The following is a 26,183-nucleotide window of genomic DNA, read 5'->3' as shown; positions in this document are numbered from 1 at the left end:
CCACAGTTATGGTCGGGACGGTTATTTTGAACTATAATTTAACATTTATTATCTTCCAAGCATGGCGGACTGACGATCTAGCAAACTAATTAACCGAGCGCCACCATCCATTTTAAACCTTACTGATACTTGATAACTTTTTAGATCATTATTTGAACTCTGTTCATCTATTGTTAGGTATTTTTTATTTGTGGAATCATAAACATAGTCTAATTGTATTTCTGATAAACTGAATGCTCCAGTTTCTCCGTACAAGTCAATTAATTCTTTCTTTGACATCCCTACTTCTGCTCCTTGGATTGTTTTATATTTCCCCTTGGATTCCTCGTCAATAAAAATACATACTACTGCACCGTCTCTGTACATGATTGAAATTCCTGAACTATATGTACTAAATGTGGTGGTTTTTTTTCCAGTACCAAGTATCTTTTCAGCCTCCTCCTGGCTCATCCCATACTTTACAATTTCCTTTTCATTGTCCACTTTTACAATAGCGAGATCATCTTCATTAATCCCACTCTTTGAAGATCCGCAGGCAGTGAGAAAAGCCAAAAACAATAAAGTCAACAAACTCTTTTTCATGTTTATCCCCCAATATTTCACCTAAATTTTACCATGGTACCGTAAAAGAAATAAAGATTTACAGAACAAATAATGGTACGCGGAGCATTACACTGCCGGTTCCTCCGTCTCGTGTAACTTACATAGGATATCAAATCCTGGGCTTTATGTATGTGTCTATAAGGAAAATTTTCCTGGACACATTATGACGCGCTACCATTCCCTTTTTACAAGCCTAAACAAAAAAACCTCTGCATCGAATTATTTCGAGCAGAGGTTTTTCGTAATTTCTATATATATTTATTCTTTTGACCGGGATATCCTCCCCCAAAGGGAAAGATACCGGTCCAAAAGCATCATTAGTTTAGTATTTAAGCATAACGATCAGAAATGACATTATTACTAACAGCACAAACAAGATCCAAATCAACACAAAACGCGGATCTATTTTCATGGTATGACTCACCTCCTTTTCAACGTATTAATACGTTAACCAAGGAGCTTTTGGAGTGTAAGCTCATTACAAAATTACATTATCACATTCCGCTACTGCAAACAAGCTATGGATATAATCACGTAAATTTCTAGTTTATGTGGCGATAAAGAAAATTTTCCTAAACACAAAGAACCCCTGCCGTCAATTGCAGGGGATGCGAAGTAATATTTTATTAATTAGTGTTTATTTAAATTGCTATTCTCATCGTTTTCCATAATAACATTTAAATAAATCTCAGGAGGTAAGCCGGATTTTTTCATTTTAATAAGATTAGCTTCGTGTTCATTTACCCCATGAACGGTTACTCTCCCGACTGCTTTTCCCTTTGATAAATAAACGTTCAACTCAATTTGATCTTTTGACAAAAACGGGAATGATTTCGACCATAAAATAACCTCTTTACTTTTAGTGTTAATTTCGTAAATAGATTTTTTTGTATTATTGGAATTAACAAGAACTTTAATACCGAAATAAAATAAAATTATTAGCGGTATTAAAATTACAGATAAAACAAAACCTGATAATTCAGGTTTTGTAGTTAGGAAGAAATAAAAAATCCCTGTTACAAGAGACAAGAAAGCCCAAACAACAAGTGCTAACTGGAAAGTGATCGAAATTGCCTCACCTTTATTAATAATTGTTGATGCCTTCCAAGTCTTTGCTCTGTAGAGAAGAAAGGTGAATGTAAAAATGAATAATAATAATGCCATTTGAATTATTATTATTGTTTTCATCTTTTCACTTCACCTCCTTCTCAGCTATTCTTCATCTTCCTTCATTATAAGCGGTATTTCACGTAATGCTGGATTAGTGTTTTTGACATCAGTAATTACTAATTTGAATTTATGTTGTTTAAAGATTTCATCAACAACAAATTGTCCATAAAAAATACCGTCTTTTTCAATTAAATCCCTAACAAGTATGTCAGGAATCCTATTCCTGAAAGCTTTCAATCTAACTACAGGTGAAGTATTCGTAATCATTTCTTTACTTCTTTCAGTAAGAAGTTGAAATGAAAAGTTGCATGTCTGCCCAACTTCTAATACTTCTGTTGGTGCCCCCTCAAAATAGAGAGAATATTTTTCTGCGTAACGAGCTTCTATCTCAATAAGTTCCGACTTAAAAGACACGCCTTTAACATTGTCTGGAACGACTGTGCCCGTAGTGACTTTGGAGCCTTTTACATCAATAAAACTAATATTAAATTCTTCAAGTCCTATAGAGTCATGTTTAAATATATTACCCCAAATCAGATCTGGCGTTATCGCTGATGTTGTTTCTTCCCACATTAATATCGGTATATTCCCCAAACTTAATTTAAGACTCTTGATGTCCTCTGTTTTTCCGAATTCATTTTCGGAATAGTAATCCAATTTAACGAATGAATTGATGTCATTCAATAATTCAGTTGTTGGAACAGTTAACTCTTCACCTTGAGGTACCTCCTGAAAATCTTGATCACCTAATCGGTAAAAAGTTTTTGAAGCACCGCCCAGTGAAATACTGTCAAAAACAACAATGATGCCTTCTGGATTAATGTTGATATTTATTTTTGTCTTTGGGTTATTATTATCAATAGTGAAATTATAGTCCTTTGCTAACAGTGAGCGATTGTAAATATCTTTCCCAAAAGCCTTAATTTTATGAATTCCAGAATCAAGTACAAGTTCTTCAGCTTGAATATATTTTTTCGGAACCCCATCATCTACTGAATAATATATATTTTCGACAAGGTCATTATTATCTGCAGTTATTTTCATTACAATTGAACCAGAAAAAAGGGGTCTGTACTTAATACGTTCATCCCCTTGAACCTTTATTGTTAATTTAGGAACTGCCTCACCTTCAGCAGTATTTATTTGCTTAGTGTAACTCCGCTTTTTATATTCATATTTCACCTCATTAACAATTAAGTCTGCATCTTTATTTTCACGTGATAATGGTATCCGTACAATTGCCGCAACCTCATCAGACACCGGAATAGGATCAAAACTTTGTTCCGTGACCTCATCGCCATCAAAATATTTAACTGAGACATCAGCCACACCTGTATCATATGAATTTATTTTTATAATAATATCTTCATCTACCTCTTCATTAAAGAAAATGTATTTTGCCTCACCAACATTAAAATACATAATGGAATCGTCATTAGCTAAATGACTTATATCTTCTAAGCTCGTATCAAATACTCCTGCTATATACTTATGCTGCGAATCCATAACTGTTGAATCCACTGGACAAAGAACTTTTGCTAAAACTTTCCGATTAAACACATTAGATAAAGGTTCGGGACTAATATCTTGTGGCAGTTCACTGTTCTTACCATTAGCTGACCAATCAATAAAATTTAACACATATTCCAAATTAGTTAAATTTTTATGTTCGCCTTTGCAATAGTAAATATTTGCTTGATGAAGTGGAATTCCACTCATTAACGGAACTACGCCATCTCCATTATCAAATACACAATCTTTCTTAAAGGGTAACCTTTTTTTGTCAGTTGTAAATGGGATTTTGTATATTGTTGGGACCTCGCACCCAACTAAGCAATCATGATCTATATAATCAGGCATTGGTAATTGAATAATATCTTGAACAGGTTTCATAATATCATTCCATATATTTGGAACTGAAGCACTGATTCCGTATGTGTCAAAATATTGTTTGTTAAATAGCGACTGCGCCTTTAAAAGCATTTCTTCATACGTCACATCTTTATCTTCACCTATCAAAAATTTTCCTTGTTCCAAATTATTATAATAATGTTTACTTGGAAGCAGTTGATAGACAGAGGGTAATTGAGCAGCTAATAAACGAGTTTTTTCATCATCAAACATCTGTAAAACTTGCGAAAACTTGCTGAATAAACCTGGCTCACCAAAAACTAAACTTTTGTAAGCGTCGGGAGATCCATGCCAAGGAGTACCTACGCTTATAAATTTTGACACCTTGTTATGTAATCCTAGAGAATCTAGTTGATGGATTGCCATTTTTGATAGTATTCCGCCCATGCTATGAGCAACCAGCACAATCGATTCGTGATCTTGGCTCTCGTTTACAATTTTTCTTGTTAATTGGTCAACTATATCGATAAGCGATTGTCTCCAATCATACGCAAAAAATGCAAAATTCTCAGGGGAATAATGATCAAGCATGCCTTTATAGATCTCTGCTTTATAAAATCCGAATGCATTTACAATACTCAAGAGCCCCTTTGCTTCTAGGGTATTATTGAAATTCAATGCATTAAAATCATCTAGGTTTTTTGGAAACCATCTTTTGTTATCCCCCTCAAACAGTTCACTACCTTTTATACCTGGCACAAATAAAATGAATGGCTGTGCTTCCACATTAAGCCTCCTAAAAAATTCATTTTCAAATATTCCTATAATTCACCATATTATATCAATTCCCTTCTTTTTAATAAATACATTTATTCTAAGCGTAACAGCCCACCAACCGAAGTCGGTGGGCAAATATATTTATTCCTTATCCACATACCCTTTACCCACTTCTGGATTGCTCACAATCCCCAGAACAACCAGCACGCCAAGGATCGCATTCACCGCCACGGTAACTTGATCGTATTTGTCTGGAGTAAACTCCACACCGAAGATTGCCCCCACTGTCTGCACACCCAGCAACAAGGCTGCCGTCAAGGATACCCACATACCATAGTTGCGCCATTTGCTTTTCATGATTACTTCACCTCGGATTTAAAGTTTTTGAAAAATGAAATCAGAGCCTTATTCGCCAGCCCTACATTCACCAGCATTGTGATTACATTTAGTTCAAGCTTTGACTTGTCTGCCGAAGTAGTGATGATGCCTGCGTCCTTAGCTGCCTGTATGGCCTTCTCGTAGTCCTTGGCGTATGTTTCCTTGCCAGAGATGTTCAGACGCTTCTCCAGGGCGGATATGCGTTCATCTTGCTTTGTGACAATACCCTCCAGCTCAGTAATCTTGTTCATATCCCCTTCAACCTCCCCTTGTAATTTATCAATGACGGCATAAGCCGCTGCTACCTTTGCTGCCGCTGGCTGTTGGCCTGCCCGCATCTGTGCCGTGCTCAAGCCAAATGTCATCTGCAGGTGTGGGAGATCCTTAAAACTGGTCCAATCCCCGCCCCATTCAAAGCCCAGCTTGTTAGCCTCGTCTACTACTTCCATCCAATCCGACACGCCGTCTTTATCGACATCTAGCTTTGTATCCCAGGAGACGACACGGCCATCATTAAGCAGCAGCGCGAAATCAATAGCCACCCCGTAGTTATGGTAACTGGTGCCGCCTTTGGCGTTGGTTACGATCTGCCCGGGCTTCGTGCGACCCTGCGCGTAGAGTGCATCCTGCTCCGCGATGGTCCGCAGCCCCTGGGTAATGACTATATTGACTCCCCGGGCATAGCAACGCTCAATTAGCGCGATTGTGGCCGCCACAAGGACCGGATGCAACTTCTCAATCTTGGACATGGATTTAAGCTTTACTTGATCCAATGTAAGCATTATTTCATCCCCTTCCGCTCTGAATGCGGCATATCAACTGTGGACCCGGCCAGTTCGTGAAAGCAGTCCGAGAGATACTGAATTTTCCCATCGACAATAAAGCTATGACACACTTCATTTGTGCCAGCTCCAACAAGTAATGACGGTGAGAATGTCGGGCGCTCCATGTCACCGTTAAACTGCCACTGACCTTCAACAATGGGATGGAACTGTTTGCAACCCGGACAAAAGAAGCGCCAGGCTTTCTCCCCAGCGCTCCACTCTATAGGGTGAAGAATCATGATTCTTCCTCTTTCTCCCGTACGGCCGGGAAGATCATAAACAGATCCTGCCGCCGGGTATACATGAGTACGGTCAGGATCAGCAAGCCCAGCGTGGTACCGGTCTGAGCAATAGCCCAGCCTTGCGACTTCAGCGCAGCATAGACAGCGGAGTCGCCGGATACACTGCTGAATCGAATCCAGAAGGCTACGGCCATCTTGACCGTATAAGCCCCCAGAAAGAAGAATGCGGCCAGCATGAACAGACTCACCACCCGGGCGCGGAATCTCTTCCGGAAGTATAAAAAAAGCGCGGCCATAAGCAGCAGCGCACAGATGAACGATATAGAATAAGCAATCAGCAGCAAGATATCAATGCCCCCCATGATTAACACCCCGATCATAAATTAAAAATTCGGCAAACCCGTTATTCGCAATTTCCTCCTGAATCTCTTTTGACGCATCTTTATAGCGTCGAATAGAGACAGTCACCCGGCCGGACGCTTGGTGTAGCTCTCTCTCTTTTTCGCGGTTCCGGGGTGATAGCCGTTTGATCCAATTACACAGCACGTTATCCTCCCCTATCCTCATCGCTACCGTTTGTGGTAGCGTGATCAATCTTAAGGCGTTGCAGCACTTCCAGCGTTGGAGCCATGAAATCCGCACGCTCTTTGTCCAAGATTGCCTGCAGCCGGTCCCGATCTTCTTCAGCGCGATCCAGCAGTTCACGCGGAACCAAGTTGCCTTTTACAATCGATCTGACCAGGGTTACCACGATGATCAGCAAAATCAGCGCAACAATGTAGGCCAGACCATACTTATCCGCCAGTGGCAGCAGCTTCTCTAAATTAGATACGTCATTGCTATCCATTCCCCCGCTCCTTTCTCTCTATGGTGAATCTTCTGTCTTTTCTGCTGGTTCCAAATCTTCTTTTGGCTGCATCGCTGCCAGCATTTCTCCGACTGTATGATCAACCTGCTGTAGGATTTCTTGTTGTCTACCTGGGAAAAAGCTCAGAACCGATATAATTGAATCAACAAGCTCTTCTGCTGGTCTGGTGAGATCGATCGATAATTCCACTTTCTTTACAACTACCAATATGTTTCCTCCTTTCAGACAAGAGTAAAAGCCCCTCCAATGAATTGGAGAGGCTTTCTTATATCTATAGTTTAGTTGATTGCGGATGCTGTAGTACTACGGGAATTCAGAAGTTGACTTCTCTGTTTATTAGAACTGGTGTTCCACAGGAAAAACCGCCCATTCTGTCGAAAGGTAGGATGTTAGCCTATTTTCTAAAGAAGAGAGGTTTGTTTATGGATGTTAAAAAAATTTCCGAAGTAGTGGGCGCTCTCGGAATCCCTGTAAATGAATTATCCAAGAATGTTTTATCGAAACCAACTACTGAACTTGGGGAAGGACTCGGGAATCTATTCTGGTTAGTCTTTTCTCCCATTCATGCAGCAAGAAATTCTTTGGAGCCAAGAATTAACAAGTTTAAGGAAGAAATAGAATCTAAGGTAGCAGAAATACCCTCGGATAGACTTGTAGAGCCCCCATTAAATATAGTTGGCCCTACATTAGAGGCTGCTAAGTATCACATAGAACATGACGAAATACGTAATCTTTTCGCACAATTGATTGCATCGTCCATGGATAGCGAAAAGCAAGATCTTACACATCCTTCATTTGTTGAAGTGATAAAGCAGCTTTCTCCTTTTGATGCGAAAATTTTAAGTACATTAACCCAAGAACGTAATTTACCGATTGCCTCAATTGTTGCATATGAAGATTCGGACCAAACAAGGATATCAAGATCTTATAGTTTACTGTTGGATGATATCATGCCATTTCCAGAAATGAATTTAGAAAATAGTTACCATTACCGTTCTGCCATTCAAAATATTAGGAGATTATCACTTATAAATGGAGACTACGATAAAAAATTTGAAGGAGCAGATTATTATTCAGTTTTGGATAATCATCCAATTCTAGAAGAATGCATTAATCTTTATAGCAACACCGAAAGGTTCCCTTGGATATCTGGTAGATCCATAGATTTCAAAAAAGGAAATTGGGCATTTACGGTATACGGTGACATGTTTATTAATTCTTGCTACCAAACTGCCGACTAATTTCGTTCAGTGCTATATTGAGAAGCGAATCTCTTTGATCGTCCATTAATTTTGATAATTGTTCAGAGAAATTTTCGTTAATCAATTGAAGGGTTTGGAGCATCTGTTGCTTTGACAAGATCAGATCTTTCTCCAGCTCTTCAATCTTTTTCTGAAGTTCCGCAAAACTAGCCAGTTCCTCCCTCACAATCTCCCTGATCCGTTGCTCATCCATTCTTAATTCCTCCTATGAACAAACTAAGCCCCTCCACAGGAGAGACCTTCTTAGTTATAGGATACTTTTGATTAACGACTCCTACTATCCGTTATTAGTACGGTAATTAGGACAAAATAAAAAAAGCCACGAATGATATGTTAATGCTTATCACTCGTGGCTTATATTACTTTTTCCTCGTACTACGGTTTATTGCTTAGTGCTGTTATTTGTGCATCTACATTAGTGAGTTGTCGTTGAAGCGTGACAAGATCAGCTTTAAGCTGTTCCAAATATTCACTAGTGTCATTAAATGCTTCTTCCCATTTCGGAATCATGGGAGAGTCTGGGTTTTTCTCTATTTCATTTCCCCATTTATCCACCTGATTTTTCTTGTAGCTGTCTATGAAGGATTCTGTTGTTAAAATCTGAGACTCCAATTCATCACGCTCAATCCTTAACATTACTAAGCGATCACTCAATCCAGCCTTATCTGAATCTGATACAGTCGTTGATGAAGATAGGCTATCTAAAGAGATACTATGGACTCCTCCGAATAGGAGAGTACTTGAAAAGATGATAATTAATATTTTGTTCATATAATATTCTCCAAAGGGTATGTTATTTTTGCAGAGCTGCGATTCGAGCATCTATATCAGTAAGTTGTTGTTGGAGCGTAACAATCTCTGCTTTTTGCTTAACGACTACTGCTTTATACTCATCGGCTGTCTTCTGAGCCATTTCTCCCAGTTTCCCATTTCCACTTAGTTCTTTCGCTTGAGCCTCAAAAGTCGGAATGAGACTACTCTCTAAATCTATAATATTAGTTTGCCGTTGATCAATTTCAGCAGAAACTTTGTTACGCTCAATCTGAAATTCCGCGAGTGTCTTTGTGCTCCCCTGTGCTGGTGTTGCAGCTGGCGCTTGGGCTGTTGACACATCCTGCATAATGATCTTCTTCCCTTCTACAGTCAGCCCCGTACCTGTAGCGGCTGCCACAGCCCGTACAGGTGCATAGGCTGAACCGTCTATAATAACTGCATCAGCAACCTTGACCCCTGCCTTTTCGATACTGTAGAGACCCTGCACCTTCTGTCCAATTAACCCTGAAGCAGCAAAGGCTGAGACTCCACCAAACAACAACGCGCCTACGACAAAACCAGATATAAACTTTTTCAAGGTAACAGCTCCTTTTTGGAATTTGTTACCTCTATTATCGTCATAAACCTGAAAAAGTTTCAACTTAAGAAGAAGTGGTGAACGTGCCGCCCCAATTAACTGCGCCAGGTATGCCGTGATTGTGCGTTCCCAGAGCAACGCTGTGAGTATGACCGACATTCGATTTATTGTTCAGCGCACTCCACAAAGCTGCAATTGCGCTACTAATGTAGTCAAGTTCACTCTGAAGTGATGTCCCTGAAATGTTCCTCAGATTAGTCCAAGAAGGTATCCGCACATTCCCAACTGGAGCTAAAACTACATTATCCCCGCCTAATGTCAAATTACCATAAGCACTTAACGCAAGACCAACACCGGGAGAGTTGTATATTGTGGACTCATTCCCGTTTGCCAGAAAACGGATCTTACTTACTCCCCCATCATAAGCAGGAATTAGTATCCCATTATTAGCATCTGCATAAATCCCAAACGCAACGGTAGAAGGATCAATAACAACTCTCGGCCACAAATTACTGGAGGTTTGATACTTCGCACCTGTTATTGTTCCTCCAGCAAATACTCCACCTTCAGCGTAAACATCACCGGATGAACTTACTGTAAATCTACCGCCGCCTACATTTATAGTTGAACCGATAATTGAGCCCCCTACCAAAATTCCTCCGTTTGTATAAAGGTCCCCCTGTGAGTTCACTGTGAATTTGCCATTACCCACATTTATCGATGATCCTACAATAGCCCCGCCTGAAAAGTTTGAGTTTGCGATGGAAGCTGAATTGGCCGTTAATTTGTTCGCGACCAAATTCCCGTTCATATCTACTCGAAAGGGTGCTTCATTGAAGTTAGCATGTCCAGCTGCTATCCCGTTTGTATTAATTTGGGTAACTGCATTTCCGCTGCCAATCAGCATGGATACGAAGCTACCAAACTGGCCTACAACCGTTTCTGCCAGCACACCTGCTGCCGTCACTGCTGAACGGATGGTCTGCCACCCATCAGTGGATATACCTAATCCTACTGAGGTTAGACGAACTTGCCGATCGTGGTTTGTTTTTTCACGCGCAAGGATTCCGCCGTCTTCCGGGTAAATCAGTTCCGTTTTTGAATTATTGATATCTGTAATGACTTGCTTTGCCACCGCTTCAAACAATTCTGTTCGGATACGTCCATTTGAATAGAGATTGTCAACGAGTTTCTTGCTCTTATCCAGATCTGCAATAATATCATCCATATCTTTAATTTCAACGTTAGATAGCACCGCTTGTGCATGTTTCTCCTTGGTGTACGGGTATTCCGTTAACTCCATGATCCGTGATTTAAGATTGTTCAGCCCGATATCTGGATCATAGCAATAGGCGGTATCCCCGAGGTTTGGTTTTACCGCATTGCTTCTAATCTTGTACAGGTCTGTGCTGTCCGCTGTAACTTCAAAGCTTGGGATTTCCTTCTCTCTCAGTGTCTTTCTCCCGGCCTCTAAGAGATCGGCTACTGATTCAATATCCTGTTCAATTATTTCCCCATCAAAGTACGGAACCGAATTACTCCCCCAGCTCGCGGCATATGGAGAGATGAGATAATTGACTTGCAGAATGCCGTTAACAATTGCCCCTGGTACATCCCCCAGCAGTGTTCTCTCTTCGTTGGTGAGGATCGATGCAGGTTGACCTATCCACGTTCTACCGTCCTTCATTTGGCAAAACAGGCGTGTCACAAGCGATGAAGCATCATCTTTAAATTGATCTGAGACAATGTTTTTCTGTATTCGGTACTGCATGCCTTCATCTTTACCGATTTGCTTTTTGAGGTGAATGACAAAGTTATCCGCCTCTATCTCGCATCCGTACATTTCAATGACCTTATTTAGCGCCTGAAGACAATTTCCTTGTCCGAAATCCTTAACATCAGAAAGATCAAACGTATCATCAATCGAAAACGTAAACCGTCCACCGGTTGCAGCAGAGATTAGATTTGTAAGTTGTGAAATATGCACTCCATATGCTTCGGCAATGTACGAGGAGTATGGAAACTTGAAATCGGTAAGCTTGAACATTACGTGGGTGCACATGATAGATGCCGTCAACTTTCGATCCTCCCGGACCCGGGATCGGCTGTTAATTACATAGAACTGGCCGCGCTCATCTTTAATGTGACCTTTGATTTGTATCTTTTCAAGATAGTCCCTTGAATTCATGGGTACCAAAAAAGACAATTCATAATCTGAGTTAATGCGGCGTTTTCTGGTAACATCATAGGACTTAACCAAAGCACCGATTGCTACCATATTCTTATCGTAAGATTCTAAGAAATCCAACTTCTAACCTCCTTATTAGCCAAGGAAAATTTTCCTTAACAAAAAATAGCCCCCGAAGCAGCTCCGAGGGCAAAATAAAAACGCCTCTATGGGCGCCAGCAGTATCTATTCTATAGGCAATGGATTGCCGCTCTCATCCAGATCAGATGCGGCCAGGTATGACTTTACTTCCGGCTGCAGTTTAACCGGCACTTGGGCAAAGTTCTTCAGCCCCTTAATAATCAGCAGCGCATAGATAACAGACATGGTATCACCTCCCCTCATAAGGCGTAGGCCACCGGAGACCAGCAGCCGGGCCAACCAGCTACGCATTGTCAGCCAGGAGCGCCTGTACCTCATCACGGATCACAGTAGGCACTTGTTCAATCGTCTTCAATCCTTTGCGGATCAGGCTTGCATATACTTGCGGCATTATACGTCACCCCCAATCAGAGGCAGTACCAGCTCGTACAGATCAACAAGGGCAAGCTGCGCGCTGGTCGCTTCATCCTGGGCGGATAGCAATTGCTCAAAGGTATCTGTTAGGGCCATTTGAGTTTGTGCCAGTTCCTCGCGGACCTGCTCGATCTCCGTCAGCTTCGGCGGAGTGTTAGCTTCGGCTTCCTGGTATGCTTCCCATGCTGCTTGTAGCTCTGCTTCCGTGGGCTGCGGCTCGTCCAGCTTCCACACTGCGATATACGGCCCACGCTCTACAAGGTCGTAATCCTCGCCCTCTGTCAGCAGGTTATAGTCGATGCCATAACGATAGTGTACGCCCTCAACCGGCTCCTCGCCCTCGTCCGGCAGCTTGATCTCGTACCGGACACGACCTTTGTCTTCGGCACCGGGGCGCAAGACTGGCTCAGGACCGTTGTCTTGCACAACAAAATCCCGCATCGGGTCAGCGCCCGGATGCAGGTACATGATTGCTTGTGCTATATTCAACTTGATTACCTCCTTTATCCTTAGGCTATTCTCTCACATTCAAATCCTCGATCAGTTCCAACGGCAATATTAGCGTTGTTTCCAGCCTTCGCGTAAACTTCTACAGTATCACCAGCAACAAGTTTTACCGCAGCAGAACCACCAATACCATGATTAGCTCCATTAGCTCCCGGGTTAACATATAGTCCAATTCGCCGATATATAGCACCATTGACATAAATATATAAATCCGCAGATGATCCAGCCTGAAGGCTCAAAATCGATACAAACGCATTGATTAGATAATCACCTGATGTTGGAGCTGTAAATGTGCTATTCGTAAAGTTATTAGTGTTATCGTTTTTTTCTACATCAAATAACACTTTTGTTGCTACATTTGCGCTTAATGCTTGTGAGGTGTTAGAGGTGGCACTTACACCGGGTCTGCTGGAGGTCGTATTATCTCCCCATGGGTTAAGAACACCAGAATCACTAATTTCTCCGCCTGCCGCTACATATTCGGCTGTGGTCCCTGCTGGTTGCGTACCCGCTTTACCAACCTTACCAAAGTAGACGGATACGCCGTAGGAGTTTCCTGATCCCGCTTGCCAAGTATACGATACCACCATAACAGCACCATTTACATTCAGCGCGGCATTCCGATTGCTTGCCAAACATCCGTTTAAACTAACCATCCCTCCTCCGCCAAAATCAAATCCAGGCTGTGTAGGAGCAGATGCAATAATGCTGCAAACCTCAAGTCCAAAATTAGTATTGCTTGCCCCGTAAAATCCAGCACCTGCCGTGTTAAGCGCTCGAATGCCTTTGATATAAATTGGAGCAGTGTTATTAGTAACGACAATTGACGTTACCGTACGGGTTGCACTTACAACAGTGTCGCCAACAATATCCAGTCGGCCATTACCTGTGAAACCAGTGATTACCACACTTTCCGAGTAAGCTCCAGCAGCAATATTCAATGTCAATGAATGATTAATAACCTGAGGTAACATAGAAACAGCTTTTGTTATAGTCTTGAACGCCCCACCTGCTGTATTAGCCAGCCCTGTATTCCCATCATTACCATCTGTACGGACATAGTAAGTAATATCTGCAGAGGTCGCTGTAACCACAGGTGTATTGGCTCCGGCCCCATTACCTATAAATAGCTCCTTGCTATCCGTGGTATAACCCGGCTCCCCTGCTGATAAGGCACCCAGCGTTGCCAGCTGTGCCTTAGTGCCACGTCTTAACTGTATCTTATTTGCCATAGTGCGCTCTCCTCCTTAAAATGTACCGCCGTCAATGGTGTCGGTTGCCTTAAGGTATCCCTGAGATTGCACAAAGGCGGTACTTGCAGCCTTTGTGCTGTTGTCAGAGATAGCCTGTGTGGGTACTGTTGGATTGCCTGTGAAAGCAGGGGATGCTAACGGAGCCTTAAGAGCATCAGCCGCAGCCAAGATGGCACGGACAGCCTCCACAAATGCCGTTGTTGCAAATTGAGTAGTATTAGTCCCTGCCAGTGCTGTCGGTCCTGAAGGAGCACCGGTAAACGTTGGACTCGCGAACATTGTAGCCTTACTCTCATTAGTCACGTTACCCAGCCCTACATCAGACGCCGTTACCGTCACGGCTCCAGTCTTACCAGCTACACTGGATACTGCTGCCGTAGGTGATAGGATTTCCTGCCAGTTTCCTAGGGTAGACGCACCTGCTAACCGGAGGATAAAGGTCTTATTGAGATCCGTCCGGACTGCGATATCCCCGACTTCCGCCGTCAAGGCCAGCATTGCCGCCTGAGTAGCTACAACAAAGGTATCCGAGATAGCCAACGCAGGGAGTACAGCAGTATCCAGCTTACCGCCGCTGTCCAGCACAGGCACATTACCTGCGGCAGTCCCGGTATTTTTGCTTGCCGCTGTCCCAGCATCACTGATTTTGGCCAAAGTCAAAGTCGGAATATCAGCTGCAGTGAGAAGCACAGCAGAAGTAATCCGGCCTTTTGCATCTACCGTGAATTTTGTAAAAGTACCTGTGGCTGTGCCGGTATTTGCAAGTACTAATGCAATAGAAGCATTGGCTGATCCATCAAAAGCAGCACTGCTGCCTGTACCATCCCCTGTGATTGCAATAGTACGCCCCGTCTTGAGCTTATCTGCCGTGGTCGCGTTCGCCTGGTCCGGATTGATTACGACATTATTGCCCTGGCCATCCCCGATGAGGAGCTTACCCGTGTCTACTACAAACCCCGGTTCGCCCTCTTGTAAACTTAGCCCGGCCAGGTTAGAAGCTGGCCCCCGTCTGATCTTAATTGTCGTTACTGCCATGGACTAATCCCCCCTTTATATAGTTCCGCCGTCAATAGTAGGCCCCGTAGGATTGCCCGTGAATGCCCCGCCATCAATCGGCATGTATCCCAAAAAATCCTCTAATGCCGTCACTTTCGTCTTAACATTTGTCAGATCCACTTTATCCGCAGCAGCCATCAGCCCTGCCGCCGAAGGTGTTGCAATAGCAATCGGATCACTGCCGCCCGGTAGATGGGACGAGGCGTGCGCCCCTGGGGTGGCCGTGCCGGTTGCTGTAACCGTCAGAGTCTTGGTGGTTGGGTTATTTGTAATGGTAATCCCCGTGCCGCCCGTCACGGTCAGCGCGTCCGATTCCGCAGCCGCCGGGATGTTATTGACCTGAGCAAAAGCGTTTTGGTTAACCTCTGCCCCGGTAGCAATACCAGCCAGCTTGGTCTTTTCGGCTGCCGTGGTGTGGATATTGGCAGTATCCATATGAGCCTTGGCCGCCTCAAGCGTAGTAGCCGGAGCCGTAAGAGCGCTGGACTTGCCCGTAATCCCTTTGATCAAGGTGAACAAACTGGAGAACAGCGCTGTTATTGTCCCTGTCAGGCTGGGTGTCACACTGTCCGTTGCCGTCCGGCTCCCAATCACAGAATCCGTAGCTGAGTTCGCTCCACCAGCTCCGGCCGTGATCCCCGCAAGCTTGGTCTTCTCGGCTGCGGTAGTATGGATGTTACCGTCTGCTATATGGCTGGCTGATGTTGCAATGGCAATATCATGCGCATCTAATGTTGATTCGATATCCGCGTAATTGTCGTTGTGCTTATTAAGGTTTGCTATGTCGAGTTCTTTGTTGATTGTTCTTCGATTAAATGCCAAAACGATTCCTCCTCTCAATAGAGATATTTGTACCTGAATATAAATGCGAGGTTAACCGCCAATGATCCACCTGACACTGTGAATGTTGTATTCCCGGGTTGGAGTCTAAAGAAAACAGCATTGCTTCTTGAAAAAGCGTTCTGTCCGTTGAGGAGAACGGTGCATTCATCCATATCGCAGTTAATCTCCCACACATCCGAAGCGCTACTCGTGCCATATAGTATGAGTGTCGAAGTTCCATCTGAGAGATGCAAATCGGAGAAAGATCCGCTAATTCGTATGATAGGGAAAGCTTTGGCACTGCCTTCATTACGAATAACAATGCTCTGTCCATTTGCAGATATCCAATTTGCATAATCGCTATACAAGTATCCCTGTCCATATTCCAACCCTTGCCCATATTCTCGGACGGTTGTATCCTGGATCGACTCAGGATATGGATTGTTCATTTTGATGGGTATTGTAACCTCTCCATCAAATATCAGCTTTGTGATATCCATAGTGCCTGCGTACCTACCTATGAATCTCTTTCCCGGATGATCCTCAAAGGTAAATACAATATCGCCTTTTTGAATGTTAAAAAGAGCCGCTACAAGAGCGACTCTCCTTTGATAATCCAATGTCGGATCGTCAGCCATTATAATGCACTCAAGGTTGAATGGTCTGGGTCCGTAGGTACTGCCAAAATCTAAGGCACCGTCACGATCAGCCAGTTCTACTGTGTTATCCTTTGTCGGGGGCAGAACAGGGATATTGTGAGATTTCAGCCCCAGTCCGATACTTTCAAACGTTACACCATCTGCTGTTGCTGTAATCAATTATTTCGCCCCCGATCTGGATTGCGACCTCCGCACGAAATTATCCCTTTCAGTCCAATAAACCTTTGCTACGGCGTCGTCTGTAATATAAGTATCTCCTGAGAATGTTACGCTGGTGCTGCTTACCTGCTGCGGATTTGAACCTCCTGACGCTGCTGGCATAGAAAAACTTGGCATAGAGAAATCAATTGAAGGCATTTTAAAGTTAAGCATTCTAAAAAGGTTGTCCTGCTGCCGGTCATTGATGTACATCTCTCCGACTCTTGCATTGACTGTTGTTTCTTCACCGCGCCGCGCTCCTCGGACTACGCCACCATCATGAAATGTCTGAAGTTTTCCAGTGTCTTTAATTACGCCGTATTTCTGCCGTAACTCCTCATTACGTGCAGCCAATCTTTCCATTTCGGCTGTATTCTTTGCTGCTTTGGCTGCGTCCCAGGCATCCTTATTTGAGTTGTATTCAATTAAGTCTGCGTCCTTCTGACTTACACCTGTTGATGCCGCCAGTGTCACAGATCCGCTCACAGTAGGCGACAGCGTGGTAATTGCACTCATCTTGGATTGATAGTCTGAAATGAACTGATCTAACTGACTCAGGATCTCCGCGTTCTTCTCGGACTCCTTCAGCACTTGGATGTTCTTCAGAACCTCAGCACGGTTTGCTGTGTCAGATGAAAAGCTTTCGAAAGCCGATATCAGATCCTCATAGTGAGATTTAGCCGTTTCGATATCCTTATCATAGGCTGTCTTCTTTGCGTCCTTCTCGTCCTGGAGGGCTTGCTTCTGTTCTTCAAGGCTTCGTTTCGCTAACTCCCGTTCATGATCCAATTGCAGTTTTTCAATGTCCTTCTGGACCTGCACTCGTTCGGCAATCCCGTCCGGGCCAACCGCCGAAGCCAGCAGTGCTAACCGCGCTTGTTTCTCTGCTAAGGCACTCTCATAATCTTGATCCTCATTAAGTTCCTGTTGCTTACTTAGCAGATCATCAATCGCTTGAATCTCAGCGTCCTTTCCCGCAAGATATGCATCGCGCTCCGCTTCTATTGCTTTCACTGCTGCGTCACGTGTGGCTTCAATTTTGGATTTGTAAGAAGATGCTAGTGTTTCGACCGACTTTGTTTCATCTTCAATCAACTTCTGCCGTAATGCGTATACCTGTTCATCGGCTTCCATACGCTGCTCAGTACCTACTCGGTACATTGCCTGTATCTTTTGCCACTCCTGCAATTCCTGAGCCGCAGTAAGTTCACCAATGGCCTTTCGGTGACTAATATCTTTCTGACTGTCCGAAAACTGCTGTTCAATTAAGGCTTTCTTCTGTTCGTAAATGTTTTGTTCCAGTTTTAAATTTTCTTCAGCAGATCGATTTTTATCTTTTGCCATTCGTTCATATGCCTGTAATTCCATATTGATAATTTCAACTTTCTTCTTTCCACCCATCTCCATTTTGTTGGCTTCTTTGTCTATCCAGTTCGTGGAGTTGGTATAACGCAGTTCGTTGTATTGCTTCGTCAGGTCATAACCTTGCTTATCCGCTTCAGCTTTTTGCTCTGCGGTCAGATAAGTTTTCTTAGCTTCCTTAGTGTAAAAATCAAGCGAAGCCTTGACCATTTCGACTTCTTGAAGGTTCGCCTGACGCATGCGTTCTGTTTTCTTCTCCAAGTTGGCCACATCTTCGGTGTACCGAGCATCGCTGAGAGCAACAACATCCCGGCTCCACTGTTTCATAGCATCTTTATCTTCGGCTAGGTATGCGGCATGCCGCTTCTTCAATCGTTCGTAGCCAGCTGCTTGCTGATCGATGGTCCAGTTCTGCCGCTCGGCAATGTATTTGAAGTTATCCAAATCTTCAGAATACGCTTCTTTTCGTGCTGTCGCGGCTTCTTTAGCAGCTGTTTCAGCATCCTTTTCAGCATCGCTTTTTCCGCTCTTGCTTTTCTTATCGCTGTCCGCACTCACACCAAAGTTCGGATCTTTATATAGTCCGCTCAAGGCATTTATTTTGTTTTGGTAATCAATTTGTTCCTTAGCGTAGGAGTCATATATTTTATCCAGCTCACTTTTAGCCGCCGCTTCCTGTTTGGCCTTCTCGTCCAGCGCGCCGCCTTGATCTCTGAACGAAGGCTTGAAGTACTTAAGATCATCTCCAGTAGTTAGGGTTGTAGACGTTACTCCGTTCATGGCCGCTTTCAGATCAGCCAGACTCTTAATTGCCTCCGCTTCGATGCCGTATGCCTTCAGGCGCTCGTCAGTTGCCAGTCTGGTGTTGAATGTGGATGCTTTTTCAGACTTCAGATCGTCAATCGCTTTCTGGACCTTGGCTTTTCGCAGCACTTCAACAGCGTCTTTCTCGAATTTCCATCCATCTGCCGTTTTATAAATCTCTGTGGCTAACTGCGGATATTTCAAAATCAGTTCAGCTGCCGCAGAAGCATTCATGGACTGCTCTCCGGTCATTTCTTTCAGGAGGGTGTTCATCTCACTAATGGCAGAGCCGTTACCATCAATTTGTTCTCGTAAATCAGCAAGCACTTCCGCTTGATCCGATGCGGATTCCGATGCCGTCCCTGCTTTACCTGCAAACTGGTCTTCTTGAAGAATTAATGATGACATCTGAACGCCTAAGTCAGCAGACGAGGCATTTAACTCATTGTTTTTGACTGTAAGACTGGCTATTTTGTCCTCCAACGCCTTCACGGATTTCGAGGAATCATCCAGATCCTTAAATGTGAATACATTCTTTACAAATTGCCCCGTCTGGGCAAGTAGACTTGTTTTTAGATTATTCAGTTTATCTTTGGCTTTATTGATCTCGGCAAGGTTTTTTTCTAAGTCCTTATTGACCTGATTTTGCTGGTCGGCAAGAACGTTCATTCTTGCTTCATTCTGCTTTTCGATGAGTTGGTTTAAAGCCTTTACTTGAATCTGTACGGCCTCGTCAGTATATCCGGCTGTTTCGAGTTGCTTCGCCCCTTCTTCACCCAATGTAATGACCAACGCCTTAGAAACTTCGTGCAGTTGTTTCTTGATCTGCGTTTGTTTCTGCTCAGATAGGTTCGCAGACTGTAGAGATGATTCCAAGGATTTATGAGCATTCACAAGCTTGGGCAGCAATTCGATTTGCCGTTGGAGTTGACTAATCATTTGCTGACTGGCAGCATCTTCATCCTTCATAGCCTGCGCATGCTCACGTTGAGCCTTTTCGGCTTTTCCGCTTTGATATACAAATACAGCAATAGCGCCAACTAACAAGGTAAGGCCGGCAGTCCAAGCAGCCGTTGTAGCCATTGCTACTTTAGCCGCTGCAGTATACACAACCATTTCGGCTGTGGCTGCTGTTTGTAGAGTTGTATGCATCGCAATGGCTGTGTTCAGTGCGGTCTGCGCTGCTCTCCATTGGGTCAATAATGGCGCGATTAGTTTATATAGCCCCAGCAACCCACCAAGCGTTGCGGTTGCCGCAAAAGCCCCCTTAGGAATCTTGGTGAGGCCAATTAGCAATTGATCGATAACGTCCAGAGATTTCTTAATGGCAGCTCGTAGTCCATCATCCCCAGCTTGATTAAATATCTCCAAAAGGGAAGCTTTTGCTTGTGCCGCCTTCCGCGATATCGTATCCATCTGAACTTTCAGGTATTCCAGTGTAGATCCAGTAGAACCGATGGATGCTGCTGTGCCTAAGAGGATGTCCCCAGCATTAAGGGACGCTGCCAGTTTGGCATACTGATAGACACCGCGCGAAATATCCGCATAGGACTTCGTCAAATCATAGTTCTTATCGATTACTTTAGTAGACAGGTCGAGTAAGATATCATCCGCTCTGCGCCATTGTTCAGTACCGTCAACAACTTCCTTCGTGGCTACTCCCAGGCTTTCAATTTCAGCCACCGCTTTATCCGTCCGGATCGTACCTAGAACCGTCTTCCACATGTTACCCAGGTTCTCCCCGGATAGCGCAGTATTACGAATACCGGAAGAGATTAAGCCATTCATTACATCAAAACTAACGCCAGTCTCCGCAGCTATTTTACCCGTCCGTTCAAACGCCGCTCCCAAGTCCTGTGCCGGAGCCATAGTATCATGAGCTACCTTAGACCAAGAATCTAGGATACGTCCACCTAGCACAGCAGCATCATTTGCGTCTTTGATCTGCACCCCGTATTGCGCAAGTGTAGATTCCATGCTCTTTGTAGCATCTTCTAGACTCACAAGATCGACTGTAGATAGCATGGTGGACTTGCGTACCATTTCCTGAACTATTCCAGCATCTTTGTACATACGGCCCCATAGACGCGCTGATTCGGTTACATCGGTGATTTCAGATCCAAGGTCATGTGTGGTATGGATGAACTTTTCGGTTTCGGCATTCAGGAGTTTTGTGTTCATTACCATTTCGCCTGTACCTTGATTGTATTCCAAGAAATAGTGCTCGTTGGTCTGCACGTACCCCGCCATGTTGGATTCAATATCCACGATACCTTCTTTCATGGCTTCCTGAACGGTCATCATCGAACGGAAAACGGTATGGAAAACAGCAGCATGGATGGCTGCATCCTTAATTTGAGTTAGAAAACCCGTATTTTTCCCCATGTGATTCATTTGATTTTCGGTTGAAATAAGGGATTGTAATACCTTCTTCTCTTCAGCGAGTATACGCTCACGCATTTTGATTTCTTGCTGTTCCCGGGTCACAAGCGCTCTGCGAACCTTCTGCTCCTCCTGGATGATCCGTTCCCGGATATTGGCTTCCTGTTGTTCTCTAGCTTTCAGGGCTGCGCGTATCTTCTGTTCTTCTTGCAAGACCCGTTCCCGCATCTGGATTTCCTTTTGTTCCTGGGAACGCACCGCAGCTTCACGTTCTGCAGCAGTCTTACGAGCAAGTTGGGCTTCTTTCTCTTCCATCTGAGCAAGCTTCTGCCGAATTGATTGTTCTTCTCTTAGCACGCGCTCCCGAGTGCTGTCAGCTGTGCTTGATGTCCCCGTTGAACTGCTCCCCGCAGTTTTATTCGCCCGGTTTTGAAGGGCCTCCATGCGCTTAAGGTGTTCCCGCTCTTGCTGCTCAATAGCGTTCTCTCTCTTGACTACGATTGCCATTTGCGCGGCGAGTTTAGCATCTACCAATTGATTGGTCTGATCTAGTTGACTCTTTTTTGCTTTGATCAGTGCAGTTTGAGCATTACGCTGCTTAACCAAAGCATCAGACTCAGCCATGATCTTCTTTCGCCGATCTTCGGATGTCAGCGCGAGTTTATCTGCTGCTCCGGCCAAGGCGGTATAATTTTTAGTAGTGACGTTAATTTCTTGATTGAGTACCTTGAAAGTTTCGGCGTTGCCTTTTGCTCCTCTATCAATCGCCTGAAATGCAGGCAGCATTTTAGATGTATCCAGCTTAAGCCTTGCTCCAACTACATCCTTGCCCATATCTGTCAATGTATCTTCACCCCTCTTGGGTTTGATAAGGAAAATTTTCCTTAGCTTCGGTTTGATCCGTATATACAGAAAAAGAGACCTACCGCTTGGTGACGGAGGTCTCTTTGGAATGTGTATCTATCGGTTGAAAAAGCTCAGAATTTCAGCGATGCCACTTCTTGTCAGTGGTTTGGGTTCTTCAATTTCTCCACCGTGCAGACGAATCTGCTCTTTCATTTCTTCGTTCATGTCGTCAAATATAGCAATCACTTCGTACCAATTATGATCATACCAGGGCTTTGAGAGTTTACGGCGAGATAACCTGCCGTAAAGTTCGTACATTGTTAATGGCTCACTTTCTTCCCCCGGCTTACTTTTGCCTCGGCTCTTACGCTCCGGCCCCTGACTTACTGAAGAGAAATCGATCGACGGCTTCCTCCAACACCTCTGGAATATATTCTTCGATTTCTGCCCCGTCGAACCCCTCAATGAACACGATGTTCAGAATTTCAGACCACTTGTCGTATGTGGCTTTCTGTTCATCTCCTTCTTGGAACACTGCCGCATATTTAAGTTGGGTAAGCCCGTCTTTGTACAACGCCCCAACTTCCTTGATTTGCTTGAGCGTGCCAACTCGGAGAGTCTTAGTGACATCCGGGGACAGCGTTACTTTTGGTCCAATGCCCAAAATCAAATCCATTTTTTCTTGATCTTCCATTACGCTTGCCTCCATGTATTAGGATATGGGGACTTTCGCCCCCAATTAATTAGGCCGTTAGAATATCAATCGCTTTTTTGTCTGCCCGACTTGGATCGAGCACCGCAAGTTCGATAGAACTGGTGGTTGCCGATTTCCGTTGCTGATCAATGACGAACGATCCCAGCATTTGAGACTTATAGATGACAATAACGCATTCAAACCATTCGTTAGTTTCATCATCCAAGGCTTTACCGTAAGCTACGAATTTATATGCCTTATTTTTAGTGTCCGTCTTGATGGACGTAGCCGTACCAGTAGCAGAGGTTGAGTCGTAAAAGGCACGAACGTCTTTTCCTACCAATGTTGAATCGCCCAAAGTTACAACACCGGCTACTGTGATCGAATATTGAAGTGCAGTAGGTGCAGAAGCAACGCGTGTTAATTGCACCCCTGAGTTTGTCAAACCTTTTGTTGCCACGATGATTCGGTCGCTGCCAGCAACCAGAGTTGCTCCTTTAGACAAAGTGAAGGTTGCTCCAGTCAAAACTGTGAGTTTTTCGACACGCGGCACTACTGTACTGCCGGTTGTAATTTCTGCTCCTGTCGCTGCGACAAGTTGGTTAAGGTCCAGGACGGCGTTTTCAATTTGCACACTTGATTCCGCGTCCTGTTCAGTCAAGTGAAAAGCATATTTGCTTGTACCGCCGTACACACGCTGCTGCGGTGCGGCAATTGTCAGCGTTAACTTTCCGAGCCGTTCAAAGTAAGCCATTGGATCTCCAGTAGCAAGATCAAACAGGGCTGCATTCGAAATGTCATCTACAACCCACTGTTTCGGTGAAATACCCATTCCTTATCCCTCCTTAGGACATTAAAAAAACCTAGCCGTTAATGATTACGGATAGGCGTTTGTCAATTTCGGTAATCTGAGCAAATTCTTCTTTGTTTTGATAATCTTCAACTGGATTAAAAGATTCCCATATGCCGAGTTTTCTAGCTAGGGAAACTTTTTCTTTCACCAGCTTCTCAACTTCAGACGGATCTTTTTTGAGATCAGGCTTATCCATCAATGGTTCACCCCGTTCCTCGTATTTCTTCACTTATACTTTATACTGCCGTTTATCCTGCTATCCTGCTTAATTCGTACGGATATAATCGACATCATAAATTCCTTTGTAGCCTTTGACGCCGGCTATGCCAGTGGAAAAGTCGCCATCATAAGCAAGACTACAACGGAAGGAATTGAATCCCGGTTGAATAATATGGTCGTCATGAAAAAGCTTGAATGATCTTTCGAACAGCAGTTTCGCTTCATATCCCGTCTTTCCGTAAAAGTCCAAACAAAACTTCCCTTTAAAAACAAGATGATTTCTACCATATTGACCCGGCATAATGTACTGACAGATATGAGGTACTGTATCCTTGGAGACCACAATTTCCGGCTCCACGCCTTTTGTAAATCGCGCCGCCATCTGCTCGCCGTTTGCAGTAGGTAAAAGCTTAAGCAAAGCCATGAACGCCGCGTCAGCCTTGTGTGTGTTCTGTATAGCGTCAATCAGTTGTAAACTCATTGCTTGTCCTCCAGAAAGTACCGGTGGTACGGGAAGTTTTCAATTACCTCTGCGATGCCTTGCAGGATTCGGGTTCGGTTGGACTGGATAGCGATACGCAGGAAATAGGTTGGAGGTGTTGGCTTGAACTTTGGATCAATATCACCGCGTTCAGCTAGTTCCTCCAGGTCCACTCCAGCATAACCACCACCTGAATATCGCATTGTTCCATCAATGCTTTTGTAATTTCCTTGCCCACGCCCGACAACCACCTTCCTACCGCGCGATCTCAGACGGTTCCATGCATCGGAATTCATGTAGGTAACCAACCCAGGGTTTTGCGAAGTATCGGCCATTAAGGAACCTTTACCGAACTGTTCAAGCCATGCCTGCCAATAGTCGGCGGTGATGTCGCCTTCGATCATTTTGTTTGCAAGCACGAACATTTCCATCTGTATCTTGTCTCTTACTGCTGGATAATACCGTATACCGCCCTTGGCGGTCAGTAACACGAGTTTCGTGAGTCCGGTAATCTCAACTGCCAACTTGCTTTCGAGGTCCTTAGACGCCCTTACGGCATCATATCCGGTAATCATCGGACACTGTCCGATAACTGCACATGCAGGAGATTGGGGTATTTGACCACATCAACGGCATCTACCTGATATGCCTTGCCATGCAGAATGACTTGATCGGGGTGGATGGCATCTTGCGGATCTTTTATATCAACCGTTGTTTGTAACTGCAACGTGTATGATGTGGAGGGCAGCAAGCCCGGATCATCCTGGCGAAGCCGCGCTGTGACGTATTGAGCAAAGGCGATAACATTCTCGGCAATGGGTCTATATTCTTCATCGCCGATAGGATTGTCATTATCGTCGTATTCTTGCGAATAGCGCTGTACGGTGATTGTTGCATTGGTCTTGATTAAAGAACAGTATTTATCCCTCTCTGTGGTCAAACGCAGTGTCTGTACAAGAAACGTGTCCCCGTTATCAATCAAGTCTCCAGGAGTCACTGGGGAAGTTGGCGCAAACACGCCATTATACATGTATTCCTTACCGACAATCGTCGTTGCTCGGGTATCCCTGGACAGTATGACGACATCCGGCAATCCATTGACAGTACAAGGTGAATGGCGGTGAGCAAATTGTTTGAACATTAGCAGTTCCGCCACCTTTCCTTGAATCGCGTTGGACCAGCAACGCCGAATATCGGAGCATCAGCGCTCGGTGTAACTGTAGATATCAGATCAATCAGTGCATAAGCATCGTCAACCAGTTGGATTCCATATGCACGCCAGTCCACAACTTGATTCTCAATAGAGAAATCGAAGTCTTTCTTGGACTTGGCGATTCTGGCCGTCATGGATGGAGCCAGCATAGCAGCGACCATAGTTACAGCCGCTGCATACACATAGTTCCTATCATCATCAACCAACTCGGCGTAGTCCGGCACTGCTGCAATCACCTTAGCTTCGGCAATAGTTAAAACAGAAAGGGCGTCTATATCGGCATCGGATATTACATCCTCACCGACTCCTAGACGCCCTCTTATTTCCTCGTGGTACGTTTCCGTAGTGAGGATCTTATTTGCCATCACCGTCACCACCGGCAGCGCTGATAGCCTTCTTCAACTCTTCAGCGTCCATTTTGGTATAGCCAGGGATTTTCAACTCCTTAGCCGTTGCCTTCAATTCTTTCACTTCATCGTCAGCTTCTCCGTTATCAGACTTGGATTGTAGTTCGGCAATTTGAGCTAACAACTCAGCTTCACGATTCTTGGATTCGTTCAACTCGATTTGCAGCTGCTGTTCTCTCTCCGATGTATCTCCTGAACCATTTGAGTCGCCTTCGATAATCTCGGCAATGAGTTCACCAGTTGCTAGGTTTTTAACTCCATCCCGAGCAATTTCAATAAGACCTTCGGGGGCATCTTTTACGATATCCCCCGGAGCCCAACCGCCCACGTATCCATTCAGTATTCTTACAATGGTCAT

General features: G+C 44.2%; 31 protein-coding genes. 1 reads left to right on the top strand and 30 read right to left on the bottom strand.

Features of this window, described 5'->3' with window-relative positions:
* Nucleotides 1-48: 48 nt before the first annotated feature.
* The 9 genes from P40081_RS14790 to P40081_RS14745 all read right to left on the bottom strand — a co-directional run bounded on the left by P40081_RS14790 (nucleotide 49) and on the right by P40081_RS14745 (nucleotide 6,920).
* On the bottom strand, nucleotides 49-582 hold the full coding sequence (locus P40081_RS14790; protein ID WP_042136466.1) for a hypothetical protein: 534 nt from the start codon (nucleotides 580-582) through the stop codon (nucleotides 49-51).
* 651 nt (nucleotides 583-1,233) lie between these two features.
* Nucleotides 1,234-1,791, bottom strand: a complete 558-nt coding sequence (locus P40081_RS14785; RefSeq protein WP_042136464.1) for a hypothetical protein — start codon at nucleotides 1,789-1,791, stop codon at nucleotides 1,234-1,236.
* Nucleotides 1,792-1,815: 24 nt separating this feature from the next.
* Entirely contained in the window at nucleotides 1,816-4,410 is a 2,595-nt protein-coding gene (locus P40081_RS14780) for a lipase/acyltransferase domain-containing protein (RefSeq protein ID WP_042136463.1), read from the bottom strand.
* Between the two features lie 132 nt (nucleotides 4,411-4,542).
* Nucleotides 4,543-4,758: a phage holin gene (locus tag P40081_RS14775; RefSeq protein ID WP_042136461.1), complete on the bottom strand. Its 216-nt coding sequence runs from the start codon at nucleotides 4,756-4,758 to the stop codon at nucleotides 4,543-4,545.
* A 2-nt stretch (nucleotides 4,759-4,760) separates the two neighbouring features.
* Nucleotides 4,761-5,561, bottom strand: a complete 801-nt coding sequence (locus P40081_RS14770; protein ID WP_052421839.1) for a M15 family metallopeptidase — start codon at nucleotides 5,559-5,561, stop codon at nucleotides 4,761-4,763.
* The gene (locus P40081_RS14765; RefSeq protein WP_042136455.1) at nucleotides 5,561-5,842 is read right to left on the bottom strand and encodes a ubiquitination-like system serine protease family protein; all 282 of its coding nucleotides are present in this window, start codon (nucleotides 5,840-5,842) and stop codon (nucleotides 5,561-5,563) included. Before P40081_RS14765 ends, P40081_RS14770 begins: the two co-directional genes overlap by 1 nt.
* Entirely contained in the window at nucleotides 5,839-6,207 is a 369-nt protein-coding gene (locus tag P40081_RS14760; RefSeq protein WP_042136453.1) for a hypothetical protein, read from the bottom strand. The genes P40081_RS14765 and P40081_RS14760 overlap by 4 nt, the downstream gene beginning before the upstream one ends.
* 185 nt (nucleotides 6,208-6,392) lie before the next feature.
* A complete protein-coding gene (locus tag P40081_RS14750) occupies nucleotides 6,393-6,692 on the bottom strand; it encodes a hypothetical protein (RefSeq protein ID WP_042136450.1) in 300 nt (99 codons plus the stop codon).
* A gap of 18 nt (nucleotides 6,693-6,710) precedes the next feature.
* On the bottom strand, nucleotides 6,711-6,920 hold the full coding sequence (locus tag P40081_RS14745) for a hypothetical protein (RefSeq protein ID WP_042136447.1): 210 nt from the start codon (nucleotides 6,918-6,920) through the stop codon (nucleotides 6,711-6,713).
* Nucleotides 6,921-7,135: 215 nt separating this feature from the next.
* On the opposite strand from P40081_RS14745, the gene P40081_RS36425 reads away from it, so the two are divergent.
* Nucleotides 7,136-7,954 carry a DUF4393 domain-containing protein gene (locus P40081_RS36425; protein ID WP_052421838.1) on the top strand — a complete coding sequence of 273 codons (819 nt, stop codon included), beginning with the start codon at nucleotides 7,136-7,138 and terminating at the stop codon, nucleotides 7,952-7,954.
* Here P40081_RS36425 and P40081_RS14735 read toward each other — a convergent pair.
* The 21 genes from P40081_RS14735 to P40081_RS14640 all read right to left on the bottom strand — a co-directional run bounded on the left by P40081_RS14735 (nucleotide 7,926) and on the right by P40081_RS14640 (nucleotide 26,183).
* The gene (locus tag P40081_RS14735) at nucleotides 7,926-8,168 is read right to left on the bottom strand and encodes a hypothetical protein (RefSeq protein ID WP_042136445.1); all 243 of its coding nucleotides are present in this window, start codon (nucleotides 8,166-8,168) and stop codon (nucleotides 7,926-7,928) included. The genes P40081_RS36425 and P40081_RS14735 overlap by 29 nt on opposite strands.
* Before the next feature lie 182 nt (nucleotides 8,169-8,350).
* Nucleotides 8,351-8,746, bottom strand: a complete 396-nt coding sequence (locus tag P40081_RS14730) for a hypothetical protein (RefSeq protein WP_042136443.1) — start codon at nucleotides 8,744-8,746, stop codon at nucleotides 8,351-8,353.
* Nucleotides 8,747-8,768: 22 nt separating this feature from the next.
* Nucleotides 8,769-9,326, bottom strand: coding sequence for a hypothetical protein (locus P40081_RS14725; protein ID WP_042136441.1), 558 nt, complete (start codon nucleotides 9,324-9,326; stop codon nucleotides 8,769-8,771).
* A 64-nt stretch (nucleotides 9,327-9,390) separates the two neighbouring features.
* A complete protein-coding gene (locus P40081_RS14720; protein ID WP_331281720.1) occupies nucleotides 9,391-11,634 on the bottom strand; it encodes a phage tail spike protein in 2,244 nt (747 codons plus the stop codon).
* A gap of 105 nt (nucleotides 11,635-11,739) precedes the next feature.
* On the bottom strand, nucleotides 11,740-11,880 hold the full coding sequence (locus P40081_RS37045; RefSeq protein WP_231575358.1) for a CD1375 family protein: 141 nt from the start codon (nucleotides 11,878-11,880) through the stop codon (nucleotides 11,740-11,742).
* A gap of 58 nt (nucleotides 11,881-11,938) precedes the next feature.
* Nucleotides 11,939-12,046, bottom strand: a complete 108-nt coding sequence (locus P40081_RS39005; RefSeq protein ID WP_197074358.1) for a CD1375 family protein — start codon at nucleotides 12,044-12,046, stop codon at nucleotides 11,939-11,941.
* On the bottom strand, nucleotides 12,046-12,558 hold the full coding sequence (locus tag P40081_RS14710; RefSeq protein WP_042136437.1) for an XkdW family protein: 513 nt from the start codon (nucleotides 12,556-12,558) through the stop codon (nucleotides 12,046-12,048). The genes P40081_RS39005 and P40081_RS14710 overlap by 1 nt, the downstream gene beginning before the upstream one ends.
* Nucleotides 12,559-12,578: 20 nt before the next feature.
* Nucleotides 12,579-13,808, bottom strand: a complete 1,230-nt coding sequence (locus P40081_RS14705) for a hyaluronate lyase N-terminal domain-containing protein (protein WP_042136435.1) — start codon at nucleotides 13,806-13,808, stop codon at nucleotides 12,579-12,581.
* A gap of 15 nt (nucleotides 13,809-13,823) precedes the next feature.
* A complete protein-coding gene (locus P40081_RS36420) occupies nucleotides 13,824-14,864 on the bottom strand; it encodes a hyaluronate lyase N-terminal domain-containing protein (protein ID WP_052421837.1) in 1,041 nt (346 codons plus the stop codon).
* A 15-nt stretch (nucleotides 14,865-14,879) separates the two neighbouring features.
* Nucleotides 14,880-15,707 (bottom strand): hypothetical protein, encoded by an 828-nt coding sequence (locus tag P40081_RS14695; protein WP_042136434.1) that lies wholly within the window; start codon nucleotides 15,705-15,707, stop codon nucleotides 14,880-14,882.
* A gap of 14 nt (nucleotides 15,708-15,721) precedes the next feature.
* Nucleotides 15,722-16,525 (bottom strand): phage tail domain-containing protein, encoded by an 804-nt coding sequence (locus P40081_RS37560; RefSeq protein ID WP_081969959.1) that lies wholly within the window; start codon nucleotides 16,523-16,525, stop codon nucleotides 15,722-15,724.
* Complete coding sequence (locus tag P40081_RS14685; protein WP_231575420.1) at nucleotides 16,526-21,946, bottom strand: transglycosylase; 5,421 nt, start codon at nucleotides 21,944-21,946, stop codon at nucleotides 16,526-16,528.
* 126 nt (nucleotides 21,947-22,072) lie between these two features.
* Nucleotides 22,073-22,276, bottom strand: a complete 204-nt coding sequence (locus tag P40081_RS14680) for a hypothetical protein (protein WP_042136429.1) — start codon at nucleotides 22,274-22,276, stop codon at nucleotides 22,073-22,075.
* Nucleotides 22,277-22,322: 46 nt separating this feature from the next.
* Nucleotides 22,323-22,652 carry a hypothetical protein gene (locus tag P40081_RS14675; RefSeq protein ID WP_042136427.1) on the bottom strand — a complete coding sequence of 110 codons (330 nt, stop codon included), beginning with the start codon at nucleotides 22,650-22,652 and terminating at the stop codon, nucleotides 22,323-22,325.
* A gap of 49 nt (nucleotides 22,653-22,701) precedes the next feature.
* Nucleotides 22,702-23,484, bottom strand: coding sequence for a hypothetical protein (locus tag P40081_RS14670; protein WP_042136425.1), 783 nt, complete (start codon nucleotides 23,482-23,484; stop codon nucleotides 22,702-22,704).
* Between the two features lie 31 nt (nucleotides 23,485-23,515).
* Nucleotides 23,516-23,701 carry a hypothetical protein gene (locus P40081_RS14665; protein ID WP_042136422.1) on the bottom strand — a complete coding sequence of 62 codons (186 nt, stop codon included), beginning with the start codon at nucleotides 23,699-23,701 and terminating at the stop codon, nucleotides 23,516-23,518.
* Between the two features lie 69 nt (nucleotides 23,702-23,770).
* Nucleotides 23,771-24,205 (bottom strand): hypothetical protein, encoded by a 435-nt coding sequence (locus tag P40081_RS14660; RefSeq protein WP_042136421.1) that lies wholly within the window; start codon nucleotides 24,203-24,205, stop codon nucleotides 23,771-23,773.
* Entirely contained in the window at nucleotides 24,202-24,729 is a 528-nt protein-coding gene (locus tag P40081_RS14655) for a hypothetical protein (protein WP_231575357.1), read from the bottom strand. The genes P40081_RS14660 and P40081_RS14655 overlap by 4 nt, the downstream gene beginning before the upstream one ends.
* Nucleotides 24,730-24,776: 47 nt before the next feature.
* Nucleotides 24,777-25,346: a hypothetical protein gene (locus P40081_RS14650; RefSeq protein ID WP_042136418.1), complete on the bottom strand. Its 570-nt coding sequence runs from the start codon at nucleotides 25,344-25,346 to the stop codon at nucleotides 24,777-24,779.
* Complete coding sequence (locus P40081_RS14645; protein WP_042136416.1) at nucleotides 25,346-25,783, bottom strand: hypothetical protein; 438 nt, start codon at nucleotides 25,781-25,783, stop codon at nucleotides 25,346-25,348. The genes P40081_RS14650 and P40081_RS14645 overlap by 1 nt, the downstream gene beginning before the upstream one ends.
* Nucleotides 25,773-26,183 (bottom strand): hypothetical protein, encoded by a 411-nt coding sequence (locus tag P40081_RS14640; protein WP_042136414.1) that lies wholly within the window; start codon nucleotides 26,181-26,183, stop codon nucleotides 25,773-25,775. The genes P40081_RS14645 and P40081_RS14640 overlap by 11 nt, the downstream gene beginning before the upstream one ends.

It is taken from the genome of Paenibacillus sp. FSL P4-0081 (assembly GCF_000758565.1).
GTDB classification, from domain to species: Bacteria; Bacillota; Bacilli; order Paenibacillales; family Paenibacillaceae; genus Paenibacillus_AQ; species Paenibacillus_AQ phytohabitans.
Note: the sequence above shows the minus strand (reverse complement) of the source record. Positions and strands in the feature narration are given on the sequence as shown.

Coding starts and splice junctions, on each gene's coding strand:
- P40081_RS14790 (WP_042136466.1), bottom strand. CDS start 582: ATGAAAAAGAGTTTGTTGACTTTATTGTTTTTGGCTTTTCTCACTGCC.
- P40081_RS14785 (WP_042136464.1), bottom strand. CDS start 1,791: ATGAAAACAATAATAATAATTCAAATGGCATTATTATTATTCATTTTT.
- P40081_RS14775 (WP_042136461.1), bottom strand. CDS start 4,758: ATGAAAAGCAAATGGCGCAACTATGGTATGTGGGTATCCTTGACGGCA.
- P40081_RS14770 (WP_052421839.1), bottom strand. CDS start 5,561: ATGCTTACATTGGATCAAGTAAAGCTTAAATCCATGTCCAAGATTGAG.
- P40081_RS14765 (WP_042136455.1), bottom strand. CDS start 5,842: ATGATTCTTCACCCTATAGAGTGGAGCGCTGGGGAGAAAGCCTGGCGC.
- P40081_RS14760 (WP_042136453.1), bottom strand. CDS start 6,207: ATGGGGGGCATTGATATCTTGCTGCTGATTGCTTATTCTATATCGTTC.
- P40081_RS14750 (WP_042136450.1), bottom strand. CDS start 6,692: ATGGATAGCAATGACGTATCTAATTTAGAGAAGCTGCTGCCACTGGCG.
- P40081_RS36425 (WP_052421838.1), top strand. CDS start 7,136: ATGGATGTTAAAAAAATTTCCGAAGTAGTGGGCGCTCTCGGAATCCCT.
- P40081_RS14735 (WP_042136445.1), bottom strand. CDS start 8,168: ATGGATGAGCAACGGATCAGGGAGATTGTGAGGGAGGAACTGGCTAGT.
- P40081_RS14730 (WP_042136443.1), bottom strand. CDS start 8,746: ATGAACAAAATATTAATTATCATCTTTTCAAGTACTCTCCTATTCGGA.
- P40081_RS37045 (WP_231575358.1), bottom strand. CDS start 11,880: ATGTCTGTTATCTATGCGCTGCTGATTATTAAGGGGCTGAAGAACTTT.
- P40081_RS39005 (WP_197074358.1), bottom strand. CDS start 12,046: ATGCCGCAAGTATATGCAAGCCTGATCCGCAAAGGATTGAAGACGATT.
- P40081_RS14705 (WP_042136435.1), bottom strand. CDS start 13,808: ATGGCAAATAAGATACAGTTAAGACGTGGCACTAAGGCACAGCTGGCA.
- P40081_RS36420 (WP_052421837.1), bottom strand. CDS start 14,864: ATGGCAGTAACGACAATTAAGATCAGACGGGGGCCAGCTTCTAACCTG.
- P40081_RS14685 (WP_231575420.1), bottom strand. CDS start 21,946: ATGGGCAAGGATGTAGTTGGAGCAAGGCTTAAGCTGGATACATCTAAA.
- P40081_RS14680 (WP_042136429.1), bottom strand. CDS start 22,276: ATGTACGAACTTTACGGCAGGTTATCTCGCCGTAAACTCTCAAAGCCC.
- P40081_RS14675 (WP_042136427.1), bottom strand. CDS start 22,652: ATGGAAGATCAAGAAAAAATGGATTTGATTTTGGGCATTGGACCAAAA.
- P40081_RS14670 (WP_042136425.1), bottom strand. CDS start 23,484: ATGGGTATTTCACCGAAACAGTGGGTTGTAGATGACATTTCGAATGCA.
- P40081_RS14665 (WP_042136422.1), bottom strand. CDS start 23,701: ATGGATAAGCCTGATCTCAAAAAAGATCCGTCTGAAGTTGAGAAGCTG.
- P40081_RS14660 (WP_042136421.1), bottom strand. CDS start 24,205: ATGAGTTTACAACTGATTGACGCTATACAGAACACACACAAGGCTGAC.
- P40081_RS14650 (WP_042136418.1), bottom strand. CDS start 25,346: ATGTTCAAACAATTTGCTCACCGCCATTCACCTTGTACTGTCAATGGA.
- P40081_RS14645 (WP_042136416.1), bottom strand. CDS start 25,783: ATGGCAAATAAGATCCTCACTACGGAAACGTACCACGAGGAAATAAGA.
- P40081_RS14640 (WP_042136414.1), bottom strand. CDS start 26,183: ATGACCATTGTAAGAATACTGAATGGATACGTGGGCGGTTGGGCTCCG.